The organism is Marinigracilibium pacificum (genome assembly GCF_012926615.1).
Taxonomy (GTDB): Bacteria; Bacteroidota; Bacteroidia; order Cytophagales; family Cyclobacteriaceae; genus Mangrovivirga; species Mangrovivirga pacifica.
In genome coordinates this window covers 433,493-451,815 of sequence record NZ_JABBNU010000001.1, presented here as the reverse complement: position 1 = coordinate 451,815, position 18,323 = coordinate 433,493, and the positions used below count along the sequence as shown (strand labels likewise).

13 protein-coding genes are annotated in these 18,323 nt (G+C 35.8%); 4 read left to right on the top strand and 9 right to left on the bottom strand.

Annotated features, from left to right (window positions below; genetic code table 11):
- Positions 1–72 precede the first annotated feature (72 nt).
- The 3 genes from porW to uvrC are packed head-to-tail and all read left to right on the top strand — an operon-like array spanning position 73 to position 6,789.
- Entirely contained in the window at positions 73–2,673 is a 2,601-nt protein-coding gene (porW, locus tag HH304_RS01995) for a type IX secretion system periplasmic lipoprotein PorW/SprE (protein ID WP_169677767.1), read from the top strand.
- 1 nt (position 2,674) lies between these two features.
- Positions 2,675–4,984: a penicillin-binding protein 1A gene (locus HH304_RS01990; protein ID WP_169677766.1), complete on the top strand. Its 2,310-nt coding sequence runs from the start codon at positions 2,675–2,677 to the stop codon at positions 4,982–4,984.
- A gap of 11 nt (positions 4,985–4,995) precedes the next feature.
- On the top strand, positions 4,996–6,789 hold the full coding sequence (uvrC, locus tag HH304_RS01985) for an excinuclease ABC subunit UvrC (RefSeq protein WP_169677765.1): 1,794 nt from the start codon (positions 4,996–4,998) through the stop codon (positions 6,787–6,789).
- A 49-nt stretch (positions 6,790–6,838) separates the two neighbouring features.
- Here uvrC and porN read toward each other — a convergent pair whose 3' ends face one another.
- From porN to HH304_RS01940, 9 genes are all read right to left on the bottom strand, one after another.
- Positions 6,839–7,756: a type IX secretion system ring subunit PorN/GldN gene (porN, locus tag HH304_RS01980; RefSeq protein ID WP_169677764.1), complete on the bottom strand. Its 918-nt coding sequence runs from the start codon at positions 7,754–7,756 to the stop codon at positions 6,839–6,841.
- Positions 7,757–7,773: 17 nt separating this feature from the next.
- The gene (gene porM, locus HH304_RS01975; RefSeq protein ID WP_169677763.1) at positions 7,774–9,348 is read right to left on the bottom strand and encodes a type IX secretion system motor protein PorM/GldM; all 1,575 of its coding nucleotides are present in this window, start codon (positions 9,346–9,348) and stop codon (positions 7,774–7,776) included.
- A 47-nt stretch (positions 9,349–9,395) separates the two neighbouring features.
- On the bottom strand, positions 9,396–10,205 hold the full coding sequence (porL, locus tag HH304_RS01970) for a type IX secretion system motor protein PorL/GldL (RefSeq protein WP_169677762.1): 810 nt from the start codon (positions 10,203–10,205) through the stop codon (positions 9,396–9,398).
- 60 nt (positions 10,206–10,265) lie between these two features.
- Positions 10,266–11,318 (bottom strand): T9SS ring complex lipoprotein PorK/GldK, encoded by a 1,053-nt coding sequence (gene porK, locus HH304_RS01965; RefSeq protein WP_169677761.1) that lies wholly within the window; start codon positions 11,316–11,318, stop codon positions 10,266–10,268.
- Positions 11,319–11,488: 170 nt separating this feature from the next.
- Entirely contained in the window at positions 11,489–12,448 is a 960-nt protein-coding gene (locus tag HH304_RS01960; RefSeq protein ID WP_169677760.1) for a PorP/SprF family type IX secretion system membrane protein, read from the bottom strand.
- Between the two features lie 116 nt (positions 12,449–12,564).
- The gene (locus HH304_RS01955; RefSeq protein WP_271711465.1) at positions 12,565–13,341 is read right to left on the bottom strand and encodes a uroporphyrinogen-III synthase; all 777 of its coding nucleotides are present in this window, start codon (positions 13,339–13,341) and stop codon (positions 12,565–12,567) included.
- Positions 13,342–13,377: 36 nt separating this feature from the next.
- On the bottom strand, positions 13,378–14,490 hold the full coding sequence (locus tag HH304_RS01950) for a DUF4271 domain-containing protein (protein WP_169677758.1): 1,113 nt from the start codon (positions 14,488–14,490) through the stop codon (positions 13,378–13,380).
- Positions 14,487–15,509 (bottom strand): MraY family glycosyltransferase, encoded by a 1,023-nt coding sequence (locus HH304_RS01945; RefSeq protein ID WP_169677757.1) that lies wholly within the window; start codon positions 15,507–15,509, stop codon positions 14,487–14,489. Before HH304_RS01945 ends, HH304_RS01950 begins: the two co-directional genes overlap by 4 nt.
- A gap of 36 nt (positions 15,510–15,545) precedes the next feature.
- Positions 15,546–17,165, bottom strand: a complete 1,620-nt coding sequence (locus tag HH304_RS01940; protein WP_169677756.1) for a BamA/TamA family outer membrane protein — start codon at positions 17,163–17,165, stop codon at positions 15,546–15,548.
- Between HH304_RS01940 and hemW the strand changes: the two genes are divergently transcribed.
- Complete coding sequence (hemW, locus tag HH304_RS01935; RefSeq protein WP_169677755.1) at positions 17,145–18,272, top strand: radical SAM family heme chaperone HemW; 1,128 nt, start codon at positions 17,145–17,147, stop codon at positions 18,270–18,272. The two genes, HH304_RS01940 and hemW, sit on opposite strands and share 21 nt — an antisense overlap.
- The last annotated feature ends 51 nt before the right edge of the window (positions 18,273–18,323 follow it).

The window sequence follows — 18,323 nt, the reverse complement described above, 5'->3', positions numbered from 1 at the left end:
ATATACCTGATTAATGTATAATTACGCCTTCTTTTCTTACGTTTACTACATAAATCGATTTATCTGCATCAAATGCAATTTATTAAAAACTTAATATTTTTATTTTTATTGTTGATCTCAGTTTCATGTGCCGTAAATAAAAGTAACCCGGTAAGTATGGCATGGCATGATACTAATGCAAAATATAATGCCTACTGGATTGCACGTGAACACCTCAAAGCAATCGAAGAAGACCGAAGAGGTCAGTTTGAAGATAACTTTGAAAAGGTACTTTATATTTACCCCCCTCTCGACACAGCCCAAACTAATGTTTATGATGACCAGTTAGAAGATGTCATAAAAAAGGCCTCAATATCTATTCAACGCCATGAAGGTTCAAACTGGAATGATAATGCATATGTTGCTGTTGGAGCTGCTCGTTATTACAGAGGTGAATTCGAAGAAGCTATAAACACCTATAAATATGTGAATGTTAAGGGTGAAGACGACAACACCAGACATGAAGCTCTTATTGGACTAATGTATACGTTTATTTTCCGTGGGGAAAGAAACAATACAATAGCTGTTATTGACTTCCTTGAAAAGGAAGAGCTTAATAAGGAGAATCAAAAAAACTTTCACTTAGCAAAAGCATATTTTTATCAACTTCAAACTGATTGGGAAAAAGTTATTGCCAACCTTGAACCGGCAGTTGAACTTGAAAGTAATCATAAAAAGAGAGCACGGTATTTTTTCATTCTGGGCCAAGTATATCAAGACCTTGGATTTGATGCTCTTGCATACGAAAACTACAATAAATGTGTAAAAAATAACCCGAACTATGAGCTGTTCTTTTATTCGAGGTTAAATATGGCTCAAGTGTATGATCTCGCTAAAGAATCTGACACAAAAAAAATAAAAAAATACTTTGACAAGCTTCTAAAGGATAGGAAAAACAAGGAATATAAGGATAAGATCTATCATGAAATGGGAGCTTTTGCCTATAAACTTGGTGAAGAAGATAATGCAATAAAATACTTTAAGGAATCGGTTAGACAAGAAGGTGCACGTCCTGTGATAAAAGCAGCTTCTTATAGAAGATTAGCTGAGATTTATTACAACGATCAACGTAATTACAGGCTTGCTAAAAATTATTATGATAGTACAGTTCAGTTTTATCCACAATCAGAACCAGACTTTGAAAGCCTGAAACAGCGTCAGGAAATCCTGAATACATTTGTTGGTCATATTGAAACTGTTGAGAGAAATGACTCATTACTTGCTTTGGCAGCAATGGATAGTGCCTCGGTTAATGCAATTATTGAAAAACAAATGGCTATCCGCAAGCAAGAAATTGATGCTGAGATAGAAAAAAAGGAGAAAGAAGAAAAAAGAAGGGAACAGGCATTAGCAAGAGCAGGTAAAACAAACTTTAATAATTTGAATTCAGCTCAGCAAGAAAGGTCTTCTCCAGGATGGTATTTTGATGAGCCATCAGCTATTGCGAGAGGTATAAATGAGTTTAAGGCTATATGGGGAGATCGGAAATTAGAAGATAATTGGAGAAGATCTAATAAAATCAGACTTGCTGTGGATACACCGGGACAACAACCTTTTGAAGACGCAAATGATGTTGCTAATAATGAAGGTGAAGATCTGGAAACAAATGACCCATATGCAAACGACCCTCTATTAAATACAAAGACATACTGGGCTAATATTCCTTCTACTGACGAAGAGAAACAAAAGCTGATAGATGAAATTGAATTGTCTTTATTCCAAGTTGGTAAAATATATCACTTTGATCTCAAGGAAGACAGGTATTCATATGAAACATTAAATGAATTTATTTCACGCTTTAATCAAGCTGAGACAGTACCTGAGGCATTATTTATATTAAAAGTTGTTGCTGAAGCTATTGGTGAAGATCCTTCCAGATATGAAAACATGCTTATAAACGATTACCCAAATAGTTTATATGCAAAAATTCTTAAGAACCCTAATTATCTACAGGAGAGTGAGCAGGCAGCTCGAGATCTTATGAAAATATATAAGGAAGCATATACATTGTATGAAAATGGCTCATATGGCAAGTCTGATTCCTTAATTTTCTCAGCAATAAAAACAATTCAACCTAATGAATTTACAGATAATGCAGTTTTCTTACGAATTCTAATAAAGGGTAAAACTGAACCATTAGCTTCATATCAATATGGTTTGCAAAGTTTCATTAGAAATTATCCAGACAGTGATTTAACAGCTTTTGCTGAGAAATTACTTGAAGAAGTTCAAAAGGAACAGCAAAAATATGAAAGCTTATCAGAGATTCGATACAGTACAAATAAATCAGGAGAGCATTATTGGGTGATGGTTGTTCCTAACTCGGGCAATTACATTAATGAAACTACTAATGCTGTAAACAGCTTCCTTGAGAAACTAAATGATAATGAACTTAAATATAATTTGTTATCATTTAATAATGATTTTGCTTTGGTAATGATTCAAAACATAGCTGATTTTCAGAAAGCTATGGAGATTTTTAACAATTTTTTACCAATACTTAGTCAAGACCTTGCGTATGACAACTCAGAATTTTATAATTTCGTAATTTCAAAGGGTAACTTTGACACTTTTTATAAGCGAAAAGATTTAACCGGCTATAACAGTTTTTTTAAAAATCAATACTTGAATTAGAATGAGCAATAAATTAAAGACCATAAATGACAGGTTCGGTGGGTTGTTTCAGAAGATGGTGAAGATTTTATGGATCATATTTGCCGCTGGAATAATATCACTTCTTATTCTTTTTATCGCAGTATTTCAAGATTGGGGTGGATGGTTTGGTGGAATGCCAGAACTAGCAACACTTGAGAATGCATATGAAGAAAATAGCCTTGCTTCAGAATTATATTCTGAAGACGGAGAGCTTCTAGGTAAATACTTTTTACAAAACAGATCGCCTGTAACTTACGATGAGTTATCACCTAATCTTGTTAATGCATTAAAAGCTATTGAGGATATCAGGTTTGAAGACCATGCGGGTATTGATCTTAAAGGAACACTTTCAATTCCTTTCTATACACTTATGGGTAGAAATAGAGGTGCTAGTACAATAACCCAACAGCTAGCAAAAAACCTTTTTAAAACTAATGATTATGAGGGCTCTTTAACTAAAAATAATGCTACATTAAGACGAGGTATTGCTAAAATTAAAGAATGGATAATCTCTGTTAAGCTTGAAAGAACCTTTACTAAAGAAGAAATTCTTGCCTTATACTTGAATACCATTGAATACGCTAATAACACTTATGGTATTCGCACTGCAGCAAGGTTTTATTTTGACCAGGAAACTGATAGCCTTACTATTCCTGAAGCGGCTTTATTTGCAGGGATATTGAATGCCCCAAGTAGATATAATCCAACTCGTCATCCAGAAGAAGCATTAGAAAGAAGGAATGTAGTAATGAGCCAGATGGAGAAATATGGCTTTATTACAGAAGAAGAATATGATAGTCTAAAGCTAACAGACTTAAACCTCGATGTTGTTGAACAGTCACACAATGCTGGTCTTGCACAATATTTTAGGGAAGATGCAAGACAATATTTGAGACAATGGGCTAAAGACAATGGTTATGATTTATACCGTGATGGCCTTAAAATATACACAACCATTAACGCCAAAATGCAGCGATATGCTGAAGAGGCAGTTAATGAACATATGGCTCAACTTCAGAAAAAGTTTATTGAAACTCTTAGAGGAAGAGAGCCATGGGTAGATTCAGACTTTAGAGTAATACCTGACTTCCTTGAAACCAGAGCAAAAAATACTGCTCAATATCGAGCTTTTGTTAACCAGTATGGAGCCGGTGACGATTCAGTAGATATAATGATGAACACAAAGGTTCCTCTTACAATATTTACTTGGGAAGGAGAAAAAGATACATTAATGAGTCCAATGGATTCATTAAGCTACTATAAACATATGCTTCAAGCTGGTTTCGTAGCTATTGATCCTAAAAATGGTGCTGTTAAAGCCTGGGTAGGTGGAAATGACTATAAATACTTCCAGTATGATCACGTTGCACAAAGTAAACGTCAGCCAGGTTCTACTTTTAAACCATTTGTTTATACTGCTGCGATAGAACAAGGATTTTCACCTTGTTTTGAAGTAATGGACTCACCGTATACTTTCCATATTCCTGGCGGTGATCCTCCGACATGGACACCAGCTAATGCTGAAGGAAAATATACTAATGAGGATATGACTCTTCGCCAGGCAATGGCAAGATCTGTGAATAGTATCACTGCTAATATTATGGACAGAGTAACTCCTGAAAGAGTAGTTAACCTGGCTCATCAAATGGGTATTCAAAGTGATATACAAGCAGTGCCAGCACTTTGTTTAGGGGTTTCTGAGGTAACCTTATTAGAACTAATTGGTGCCTACGGTACCTTCGCTAACCTTGGATTCTGGAATAAGCCACAATATATCACGCGAATTGAAGATAAGAATGGAAATTTGATTCACGATTTTTCAACTAAATCGGTTCAAGCACTTAGTGAAGAAACTGCTTATGTAATGCTTCACATGCTTAAAGGTGGTGTTGAAGAACAAGGTGGTACAGCTCTAGGCCTGAGCCGTGAAGTAAGAGTTGATAATGAGATTGGTGGTAAAACAGGAACTACTAACAATGCATCTGACGGTTGGTTTGTAGGTGTAACTGCAGATATAGTCGGAGGAGCATGGGTTGGAGGTGATGAGCCTGTTATCCACTTCCGTAGTTGGTATTATGGTCAGGGAGGTAAAACTGCACTACCTATTTTCGATAAATTCATGAAAAAAGTTTATGCAGATGAAAGTCTTGATGTAAACAAAAGACCGTTCCCAAGACCAACAAAACCGATAACAATTAATCTAGATTGTGGTTCTTCTGTTAATGATGATGAAGCAGATAGTACAGCAGTTGAAGATGATGTTGAAATACCTGATGCTCAGGATTTCTAGTATGATAACAAATGGATGAATTCAGATATAGTCCTGAAGAGATAAAAAGACTCCCGGACAAACCGGGGGTCTATAAATATTATAATAAAGAAGATCATCTGATATACATAGGTAAAGCCAAAAACCTAAAAAAAAGAGTTAGCTCTTATTTCAATAAAAGCACCGGGGTAAGCAGAAAGACCCGAAAAATGGTTTCCGAAATTATCTCTATTGAAGTAACCATAGTAAACACTGAATTTGATGCCCTTCTGCTGGAAAACAATCTTATAAAAAGCCACCAGCCTAAATACAACATCCTTCTTCGTGATGACAAAACATATCCTCATGTAGTTGTTACAAATGAAAGGTTTCCCAGAATTCATTCCACAAGAAAAGTTGAAAAAGGCTATGGTACTTATTACGGTCCTTATGCCAGTGTAAGGGCAATGAAGAATATTATTGAACTTCTTCATAAGCTATTCCAAATACGAACCTGTAAATACAACCTATCTGAAAATAATATACAGAAACATAAATTCAAGGTATGCCTGGAATATCATATAGGAAATTGCCAGGGTCCATGCGAAGGATTACAAACGGAAGAAGACTATAATTCCAAAATCAAGCAAGCTCAAAACATACTGAAAGGTGAATTAAGTATTCCAAAGCAGTTTTTTAAATCACAAATGCAAGAGGCAGCAGCAAATCTGGCATTTGAAAAAGCACAGGAATACAAAGAAAAGCTATTGTTACTTGAAGATTTCCAAACACGAACTACAATTGTCAATACAAAACTTGATGATGTAGATGTGATAACAATTACTTCAGATGAAAAGAGAGCTTATATAAATTACCTGAAAATCAATCAAGGGCAAATAACAGCTACCAAAACCACTGAAATCAAAAAGAAAATCGAGGAGTCAGATAGTGAGATTTTAGCATCTGCAATTATTGAGATAAGAGATGTGTATCAAAGTAATGCTAAAGAAGTATATACAAACATTGAAATTGATTATGTTATCCCAGATTTTACTGTCATCGTACCGAAAATAGGTGACAAAAAGAAACTCATAGACCTTTCATTAAAAAACGCTCTACTTTATAAAAAAGAAAGGATTAAGAATGTGGAGTCAAAAGCTCCGCCACATATGGCAGTGCTTACTGAATTAAAGGAAGCACTTCAATTAAATTCAGTTCCATTTCATATCGAATGTTTTGACAACTCAAATCTGGGAGGCACTAACCCGGTAGCGTCAATGGTTTGCTTTAAAAATGCAAAGCCAAGTAAAAAAGATTATCGTCATTTTCATATTAAAACTGTTGAAGGGCCTGATGATTTTGCTTCAATGTATGAAGTTGTCACAAGAAGGTATTCAAGGCTCATGAGAGAACGACAGCAGTTACCTGACCTAGTACTTATAGATGGAGGAAAAGGCCAGTTAAGCAGCGCGGTATCAGCTTTAAAAGACATGAATCTTTATGGCAAAGTAGCTATAGCCGGAATAGCTAAAAGACTTGAGGAAATTTATGTTCCGGAAGATAGCTACCCTATATTAATCAGCAAAAAATCTCCTGCATTAAAACTACTTCAACATTTAAGAGATGAAGCTCATAGATTTGCCATCACTTTTCACAGGAAAGTAAGAAGCAAAAACACAATCAAAACTTCATTATCTGATATCCCAGGTCTTGGAGATAAAAGTATTGACAAGTTATTACAGCACTTTGGAAGTGTAAAGAATATTAAAGGAGCCGATAAGGAAGAATTAGCAAAAATTGTAGGGGACAGTAAGGCAACAGAAATTATTTCATATTTCAGCAAATAAAAAAAGGGCTTCTTTCGAAGCCCTTTAATTTTATGTACTATCCTAAGGATTAGAATGACCAAAGGTCGTGTTCCATTTCCATTAGTTTTTGTTCCATATTTACAGACTCGATAAGAGCTCTTTTACGGTCAGAGTAAATATCTTCTAACTGTAGATCCTCAGGGTTATCAACCTTGATTATACGAGCATCAAAAAGTCTAAGTTTAAATGCATCTGCAAGATTTCTGTGTTCTGCAGAGTTTTGACGGTTAAACCATAGAGACTGATCTGGATTTTCTCTCCAAAGTTCTACAAGATCTTCATATTTAAAAGCACCAACTCTTCTGTATACCCCTGTTTCAAATTCCTTAGCAGGAATAATTAAAGAGATAGATTGAATTGTCCAGTAAAGACGAGATCTTTTTCTGTCGAAGATCATATCTTCCATTATCTCAAGAATTGTTACCTGAGAAGGGAAGAAAAGATCATCTCCACCTACAGCAGAAGCTTGTTCAGCACCACCAGTATCAGCAGTACCTTCAGCACCAGAGTCAGCAGGAGTTCCCCAGTCACCCCAGTCATCACCACCGCCACTAGTTTCTTCAGTGAATCCCATAGCTTTTTCTTCTTCAGTCAAAGCTGCTGTAAACACTTCACGCTTCATGTTCTCAGTGAACTGCTCAACCGTCATTTTAGTAGTAAGACTATCATTTTCATAGATATCAATCTCACCAGCTAATGCTTTATCAATGATCAGTTTTGTGATCTCATTATTAAAAGCGAAAAACGGTCTGTTCATTTTCTCTGTCAAATCCATTCTGCGCCATACTCGCTTTCTAAAGAAGATATCATCTTTATAGATGGTATTCCCTTCTGCCGATGTGAATACAGCATCATCAGCTGTTTCCATCGAGTTTATCTGCGCGTTACCAGAGAATGACAACGCAAAGCCTGAAATGATAATCAGTAAAAATGATAGTTTTCTCATATCAGAAAAAAATTCTGTTAGTTAATAGGTATTGTTATAATTGAAGAACCAGATCCCATTGGCACATCAAGAACCGCATTTCTAAAGTTCATTCTTTGTACTTTAGTTACCTCGATTACAAGTCTGTCTCCAGCTCTTGCTTTCTGAGCTATTCCTGATAAGCTAGCGTTAGAACCTCTAACAACTTGCTGGTCAACTGGTCTGCTACCTCGAGCAAGAGTGATTCTCCATTCAGAAACTCTATATCTTGCATCTTTAGGAAGCATTGCTCTGAAATCTTCATCAGCAATCGCATCAAGCTCTAGTGAAGTTGGACCTGGAGCAGGAACACCTTGCTTCAAGTTAACAGCTCTACCTCTTGATTTTGCTACGATTTCAGGTTTAGGTACACGCTTAACTTTGAATGTTCTTGATCCAATTGCGTCACCACCACTACTTACACTAAGAGTTACTTCAGCAGCTGTAGGTACAACGGTCACAAGACCAGGTTTATTGCCTGCAATTGCAGTACCACCTCTAGCTGAGAATTGTGGATTATATTCAGCTCCTAAAGCAGGTACCTGAACATCTAGTTCGTTACCGCACTGAAGATATAATGCTTGAACAGCTTGAGCAGTAACCTGAATTACAGGTTGTGCTACGAAGTATTCGATTGTATCTACAAATGCAGAGTCATTCATTTCGATTTTACCAATGTAAGTCTTTCTAGCTAAACCAGTTTTCTTATCATAATTACCAGGCTTAGCACGGAATTTAACTTTACCGTTTGATCCTTCTACTGGAATCTCATTACCATCAACATACATAGATGCATTTCCAGCTGATGAAGAAGCAGCTAAGAATAAGTCAGCTTCATAAACAGCACCAGCAGCTACGATAGAAGATTTAGGCACAACTCTTACACTAACCAAGTCAAATTTAAGGTCACCAGCACCAACTTGCTGAGCAAGTGCTTCTAGTGCACGGTTAGCTCTTGACATTACCTCAGTTTGAAACTGAGTGATAGTTGCAAGACCTGCTACAGTAGGAGATTGATCGAAATTAAGAGTTGCAAAATCTTTCTTTGCATGCTCTTCAACATCTTTGAAAGTAGGGTGATCCTTACCGTCAAATGCGATATCTTCAAAATCCATTCCGGTTAAAGACTCAAGGTCAGCAACGAACTTATTTAAATTCGATTTTAACTCTTCACCTTTACCTTTATTGATCATCAGGTTAGCCATTTTTTCGGTGTCTTTCTTACCTTTTAGATCACCATCTGCATCATATCCGCCAGTAGCATCAATGATTTCCTTTTTAATGCTTTCGGTATATTCGATAGCACCGGCTGCCAGTTCACGAACTTTCTTCGCTTTATCTAGTACAGCCATATCTTTTTCTCTACTTCCTGCTTCTTCAACGGCACTTTGAATCCTTTGAACAGTATTACTGTTTATATCTTTCGTCTGTTTAACAGAAGATTCAAGGCTGTCATTCAGGAATATAAATTTATCCAATACAGCAGATGATACGTTGAGGGCAAGCATTGCCATCAACACCAGGTACATAAGACCAATCATCTTTTGTCTTGGGGTTTCTTTAGCTCCAGCCATAAACTTTTAATTTAATTTTAAAAATTAATGATTACGATACTAACAAATTACTTACCACCACGCATTGCAGTCAACATGCTGCCGTAAACGTTGTTAAGTGAAGTAAGGTTAGTAGTTAATTTACCAAGCTCATTCTTGAAAGTCTCAGTTTCTTTAGCAGCGCCAGCCATGCTATCCATAGCAGTAGCAACGTTACCGTAGAATTTCTTCATTGCTTTCAAGTGGCTGTTAGCATCCTGAAGCTCCATTTCGTATACTGCATTAAGTGCAGAAAGATTCTTAGTTACAGATTGTACTTGAGAATGATATTCTTTTGCATCTTTAGCTGCGTTAGCCATTTCAGACATAGCAGTCATAGTAGTACCGTATGACTTGTTCATGTCAGAAAGAGACTTAGAAGCCTGCTTTACATTAGAAGCATACTCATTAGTAGCTACTGCAGCGTTGCTAAGATCAGCCATTTTAGACGCTGACTCAGAAAGATTCTTAAGTCCGTCACCAAGGCTTTTTACTAGATCGCCACCAACTTTGTTAGACTCAAGCATTTTGTCAAGTTGCTTAGAAACAGAATCACCGCTTCCACCAGTTGATTTTGTGCTTATTCCAAGAGGTCCGTCATAGTCATCCGCTAATTCTGGATATACTCTTGCCCAGTCCACCTCATGACTTGGTTCAAACGCACTAAGGAAGAAAATTAACGCCTCAGTACCAAGACCAACGATCAACATTATATCAGCTCCTTCTAAGTGAAGAATTTTAAAAAGAGCACCGATAATTACGATTGCACCACCAATACCGTATATCTTCGGCATAAGAGTACCATACAATAGATTAGAGAATCCACCTTTTTTGCTCATCTTACTAGATTTTTAGGTTGTGAAAAAAATTGATATTAAAAATTACAGATTAATTCTAATTTAGTTAAACTCAGCTCCGCTTGAACGACCTAGATTAGTCAATGCACAACGGAAACCAATGTAAGCTCTTGTTGAATCTTTGTGTTCGAAAGCTCTAGTACCAGTTTCTAGGTAGTAAGCAATGTCTTTCCAAGATCCACCACGAATTACTTTTCTTGGCTCAGCCTCGTCATAGTATGTTGGGTTAAGGTCCCAAACTACAGGATAAGAAGCCGGGTGGAAAGCATCTTCGCACCACTCTGCCACGTTTCCAGACATGTCCCAAAGCCCCCAGTCATTAGGGAAATATTGTGCTACCGGAGCAGTGTACTGGAATCCATCATCATAATAGTTACCTCTACCAGGCTTGAAGTTTGCCAACATACATCCTTTTGAGTTACGGATGTAAGGGTTACCCCAAGGATATTTAGCCATATCGCGACCACCTCTTGATGCATATTCCCACTCAGCTTCAGACGGAAGTCTGAATGCAGGCATAGCCCAAAGACCTTGTGATGCTCTATAACTGTTTAAGAAGTCAGTTCTCCACTTACAGAAATACTTTGCTGCTTCCCAAGACACACCAACAACCGGATAGTCGTCAAATGCAGGATGCCAGAAATAGTATTCCATCATTGGGTCACCCATGTGGTGAGCAAAGTCTTTTACCCAAACTGTTGTGTCAGGATAGTAAACACTTAATTCGCCACTTTCACCTTCAGCCATTGCTGAATCTTGCTGGATAGACTCAATAAATTGTCTATACTCATTGTTAGTGATTTCGGTGTCATCCATGTAGAACGGACCAATTGTGATCTGTTTGTTCAGGTTGATCATTGAGGCGGCCACGTTTTGGTCGGCTTGCCCCATGTGGAAAGTACCGGCAGGTATAGCCACCATCCCGTAAGGAACGTTCATCACCCATCCTGGTGGACGTCCTTGAGCCCCTAAAAGCTCTCCTTTATAGTCTCCACCTGAATTACCACCGCCACCGAATAATCCACAGCTTTGAAAAAATACAGCCATTGCTGTCACGGCAAGCAATAGGGATTTTCTAAAGAAACCTTTGTTCATAATATACTGTTTTAAGCTTTTTTCCGCAAAAAATCTATGATACCAAATTAATAACTAAAAAAGGATATTAATTATTGTATTCATTTTCAATTTTCGGTAAAGTAAAAAAATCTATTCCAAAAATTGAAGGTCGAAAACACTCAATTTCTTACAAGTACATAAAAATACTCCTAATGTCTAAATCTTGGGGTACGTATTACTTTTTTAGCAGCGGGAGGTAGTACTGGCAATGTATAACTCAACATTATTTCATGTGAGGTTGCCTGTTTTGCACTTTGCTCTGATACTATGTAGTCAAACGCATACCCTACTTTCATAGCGTTTTCTTTCAAAAAACTATAGCCTAACATGGCTATTATGGCTTCTTCCTGCCTATATGACAGTCCCGCATACATTTTTTCTTTATATGTACCGAGTACCGCCAAATCAAAAGAATACTGAACCAAATCTGTTCTCACTAAGATTGAAGGAGTGACAGTAAAATCATAATTAAGATCATAATCATACCCCCCCATCAAATACAAATGAGTTTTGATTGGATTTCGTAAACTTTCCACGTTGAAGTCGAATTCTGCTTCAGTTATGTGGGCAGAACTTACACCAATATAAAAATCCTCGTGCTGAAACCACGCGCCGATTGAAAGGTCCGGGCGGATTTGTGTCTCCTTTCCACTACCCAATAAAGGGTCGTCGGGATTCACCGCACGATATTGATCAAAGTCTATCGTTTGTGAAAATGCTCCGGCTCGTACGCCAAAACTTAATTTCGAATCACCTACCCTGAGGTGATAAGCAAAAGAACCCTGAATCTCAAGATTACTTTGAGGACCTAGCCTGTCATTGACAACATAGAATCCCACCCCGCTGCTCATTTTCAAGAGCGCGGTATTCATTGTTAACATTTGAGTCACCGGGTTTCCGCCGTTTCCGTCAAAAGTAGTATTATAGCCAGCCCACTGTGTTCTATGTAAAGCAGTAAACTTTGTCAACCCCTCAACCCCTGAATACGCCGGATTATAATATACTTTATTGAACATGAATTGACTCAAAGGGACATCCTGTTGAGCCAAACTGACATTAGCTAACAATAAAAAACTTGATATACAGGTAAAAAAGTATCGCAACTTCATGCTGTTCTTTAAACTATAAATTTAAATATAGCAATTTTTTTATAATTGCAACCTGACTATAACTAACTTTTTCAGTCCAGACCAACAAGATGTACAAAAATTAACCGAATAACTTATTAATCGAGCTTATTTGCCTTCTTAATATAGTACTCAATTGCACCAGTCATACTTGGTGCATTTGGCAATGGAGCCTCAATGTCAAGTATTAAATCATGGTCTCTTACTGCCTTGGCAGTTGTCGGACCAAATGCTGCAATTCTTGTTTCATTTTGTTTGAATTCAGGAAAGTTAACAAATAAACTATTTATTCCTGAAGGACTAAAAAATGCTATTATATCATAAGTTACATCATCAAGATCGGAAAGATCACTAGCAACTGTTTTATACATTGTTGCTTCAGTCCAGTTATATCCGTTCTCATCCAGAAATGTTGGAATGTCTTCCTTCCTGATATCTGAACAAGGGAATAAAAATCTCTCCTTCTTGTGTTTCTTAAGTATTTCAATTAGGTCTTCAGCTGTACGAAGGCCTGTAAATATTTTTCTTTTTCTAATCACTATATATTTCTGAAGATAGTTAGCCGTCTGCTCAGAAATACAGAAATACTTCATATCTGAAGGCACTTCTAACTTTAATTCTTCACAAATTCTAAAGAAATTATCAACTGCATTTCTACTAGTTAAGATGATAGCGGTATGATCAAGAATTTCAATCTTTTGCTTCCTGAATTCCTTAAAAGGTACAGGGTCAACTTGTATGAACGGACGGAAATCAATAGTAAGATTGTATTTTTCCGCTAGCGCTCTGTACGGATTATTGGTACTCGCTGGTTCAGGTTGGGATACCAAAATCGTCTTAACCTCCTTAAGTCTAGACTCAACTTCCTTAGACATGGGTTTAATATCACTCATAAATTCACCGAAAAATAGTTATATAATCAACAGAACTTTTACTGCTATTAGTAAGGGTACAAATTCCGTTCCGCAAAGGTAGGAAATAATATGCATTTTCCTATAGCCTGTGTAAGCTATTGCCTTTAGATAAAGTAATATTTCAGATAGAACAAGTAAAAATAATACTGTAAATAGTACTATATCATAATTACTACTTGTCACTCCTAAAAAGGAATAATCTACAATCAAAACTAATGCCAATGACACCCAGGCAATAACTGTAAAATGCCTCATCTGAAATAAAAAGTGCTCAGAACTAAAGGAATCAATCTGATACATACTTGCAAAAAACTGTATTATCAGCATCCTTATAAAAAAGATCATAAAAAAGACACCTGAAAGCGCCAACCACATCATGTAATTATTTCTTGGTAACCAGGCAGTTAAGCCAGCAGGATTGACAATATCAGAATTATTTAAAAGCGTTAAGAAGATGTAACTGTATGTTAAAGAGATTAGTGTTATATTAACAAAAGTGGCAAGCTCTGTAGTCGCAAGCCCTGAATCCTCCTCTTTTCTTCTTATTGAAAACAAACGGTCTAGCCTGTTGATCTCGTGGAATTTTTTTTGATTTGCAGTTTTAAAAATAATCAGGAAAACAGATATAAAAATTACCGCAATAATTTTATGATCCATGTTTTGTTTTGTCCGACTGAAATATGTTAAGATTTTTACGTCAGATGTAATATTCTCATCATCAATATAACTTTTCATTGATAAATCATTTTCAGGGATAAGGCCCGGAGAAAAAACTGAAATAAACAATGAGTCTGAGTTGTATTCTTCAAATGTCCGACTTATCGGAACAGTTAATGAATCTTGTTTAAATGTATAAACGACCTTCTGATTTATTAAAAAGGCAGATTCGACCGGAGCCTTGATAACCAGACCATCACCAGACCAATGCTGTTTTGTGATTAATATATGTATAGCATCATGCTTATCATAACTGCCATAAGTATAAGGAAGGTACAATCTTTGAGTCTGATCAAAATACATCAGATCATGCTTATAGTCTCTGATAAGCGTCTGCCCCGAAACTTGATAGAATCCTGAAAGAATAAAAATAAATATTAATACCCCTCTCATCCCTTTGGCAAATATGGTTTTGTTTTAACCTCCAATATCATTGAAAAAATAAATGCTGCTATACCTACAACAGCAAACACGACGTCACTTCCATATTCTTTCAAATACAAAGCAAAAGTCACAAATATAATATTTATTGCTGCCAGGGTAAGTACAACGCGGCTATGGTTAAGATTAAGCCCTAAAAGTCTGTGATGAATATGATTTCTGTCCGGATCAAATGGGTTTACTCCTTTAAGTATTCTTATTACAAACACTCTTGTTGTGTCTAGTACAGGAATAATAAGAATAGCTATTGCCAATCCTGCAGTACCTGGTTCGTTATTTGAAACCACATATTCCAAAGCCATAACACCGACGGTAAAACCACATACAAGAGAACCGGTATCACCCATAAATATTTTAGCATCCTTGTAATTGTGTCTTAAAAACCCAAAGACTGCCCCAGCCATGCTGAAACCAACAAAAGAATACAAACTTCCCTGTAGAAAAAATAATACTCCGAAGGTTATGCTTATTATAAAAACTATTGTCCCGGCTAAACCATCAAGTCCATCAATCAGGTTAATGGCGTTTGTAAGTCCTATCAAAATAATAAATGAAAGGAAATATGAAATGCTATCCGGTATTTCATAAATTCCAAATAGCCCATCAAGATTAGTTAATCTGATATCCGCCAGAAAAATAATTACACCAGCAGCAAGTATTTGAACCAACAGTTTTTTTATTGCTGTTACTTCGATTATATCATCTTTTATACCAATAAAAAAGATAAGTAAAACTCCTGCCAATAGATACTGAACTGACCCTTCGATTATTCCGAATATTGATAAAGCAGATACAAACCCGGCAAAAATTGCTAACCCTCCTAACCGGGGTATATTTTTATCATGGATAGTTCGATGATTAGGTCTATCAAACAACTTCTTTTTTGTAGCTACCCTTACGATTGAAGGAATAGCATACAAAGACACTAAAGCTGCCCATAAAAAAGATAGAAAAACATTTACTTCACTCATCGTCAGTAGTTCTGCCAGAAAAATAATCTTCCAAAGTTATAAATTTGCCCGATAACCTACTTGCATTAAAGGCACATTTGATGAAAATGCGTAAGGTTCATTCAATAAAAAAGTAAAAGCTAGGTCTAAAGTACCCGAATTAAACTTGATTGACATACCCGGACCTGCACTAACAGGGTAGCTTGTGCCAAGACCATACTCTCTAAATACACCTCCATCAAGATGCATAAATAAAAAACTGTTTCTTTCAAGAAGTAATCTTAACTCCGACTGGAAAGATGCTCCCTGTTCCAGACTTAAAGCCTTCTGCGGAATACCCCTAAACTCATTAATTCCTCCAAAACGAAAGGCTTCATTAACCTTTTGTCCTTTTAACGGAGCATATAAACCAGTTAAGCCAAGTTTAACTTCTAGCCTATTATTTATCTTTTCTTTAAAAGAAATATTAGAGTATGCTTTTATCCAACTTCCTGACTCGCTAAACACCGAATCTTTAACAACTCTTCTTCCAAAAACAAAATCAAGATAAAATGAAACTTTCTCTCCTTCTGGAATAGAATACCTGCTGTTATAATCAGCTGACAATAATATTCCATTTATATTAACCTTATCTGACGGACGAATTCCATTTTCTGTTGCTTTATTACTAATTGCCGAATTATCCTCATAATAATACCCAACTCCATACATTACCTTACCACCAGCATTACCAAAAACTTTCAATTCAGTCCTTACTCTATTATAAGTACTGTCAGCTTTAATTATTTCGAGCTTTGCTTCACCTGAGAATAATGGGCTAAATAAATAGGGGTGATAATAATCGGCCAATAAATATTGGGAACCAGCCCTTACTCTTTGCCATTCCAATTGAAGTACTCTCCCTGTTTTAAACAAATTGAACAAGCCCAACGATGCCTGTCCGGTAAAAACTGTACCGGAATTATTATTAGTTAACCCTACAAAAAAATCCAGATAATCTTTATTCTTTCTTTTAATTGAAATGTAGGGCTCAGCATTTCCCAACCTGAAGATCATAGTATCTATTGACTGAATGTCCCAACCGGTAAGTCTGCTCATACGATTGTTAATTTCTTCAATCTTTGACTGATCAAACTCAGAACCAGGCTTAATTTGTAGATACTTACTTAAGAAAAGATTATTTAACTGATTGGAATTATTGATTCTTAATGTATCAAAATAAATCCTTCTTCCTTTATTAAGCAGATAACTAAATGTATTCTTATGAATATCATTTGATGAAAATCTTAGTTGACAAAAAGGATATCCATTATTTAAGTAATTATTTAATATTTTCAGTCGCAATTCAGAAAATTGGTTCCAATTATGAACTTCAGAAAATTCTAAGGTATCTCCAGATACATAATCTTTTACTAAAATATACTTTGGATTAATTATTAGTGGTGAATTAATTGAATAAACTACCGAATTACCTAAATATAAGGTGTCAATATCTATACTTGAGTAGCCGGCTTTTTTATATTTTTTGATTATTGTGCTTAGATCTGCCGAATCAGAACCAACAATTTCATAGTGAAGGTCAGTATTTTGAACTTTAATGGAATAATTTTGACCAAAAGCAAAAGAATAAGTCAAACAAAATAACACCCCTAGCACTTGAGCGGTATTTATATACATATTCCATTTTGTAAACAAGCTTGTCATTATTGTGACTTTCACTTCAGCACTAATCTGAAAAATATTGATGCATTAGTTGATGCAATGTTAACAGAAATAAATTTAAGAAAAGATTTTTTTAAAGATGCGGAGATTAAAACTCTCTATTTTGGAGGCGGTACTCCCTCAACATTAAATCAAAAAAATATTGATGCCATAATAAATGAACTGAATAGTTCTTTTACTTTACCATCAAACTTAAGTGAATTTACATTTGAAGCTAACCCTGATGATATAACCAAACAAAAATTACTAAAATGGAAAATTTCAGGCGTTGACAGGTTAAGCATTGGAATTCAAAGTTTTAATGAAGAAATATTAAAGTTCCTTAATCGAGCACATAATGCTGAAATGGCAGTTAAAGCTTTAGAAGACTGTAAAAACACCGGATTTAATAGATTCAGCCTTGATCTCATTTATGGAATTCCCGGTAGAAATCTAAATGAGTGGAGAAAAGACGTTGAGAAGGCATTGTCATATAATCCAGAACATATATCTGCATATTCATTAACCATTGAAGAAAAAACCGTTTTCGGAAATTGGTTAAAAAAAGGAAGAATCAAGCCAATGGAAGACAATGATGTTATTGATCAATATTTACTATTGGTGCAAATCCTTGAAGATCATGGATATGAACATTATGAAGTCTCAAATTTTGCTAAACCAGGTTGTCGGGCGGTACACAATACTTCATATTGGAATGCAATCCCATATTTAGGAATTGGCCCTTCTGCTCATTCATTTAAAAATGATCAGCGATTTTGGAATGTTTCAAACAATGCGAAATATATAAGCTCATTAAAAAGTGGCATTCTCCCTATCGAAAATGAAGTTCTAAGCATAAAAGATCAAATGAATGAATATTTGATGACCAAGCTTAGATTAATAGAAGGAATAGATACAATTGAATTTAAAAATCGATTTGGGTCTGATATAATGAAAGATCACGAAAATTATTTTCAAGAAATTTCATCTGCCGGATTAGGCGAGTTTAGGAATAATTTTTATAAATTGACTACTAGAGGTAAACTATTCGCAGATGAAATAGCCTCTAACCTATTTTATTAAGTACAACCATTCAAAATATTTTTTCTTTTTATCGACTTTTAAAAGATTAAT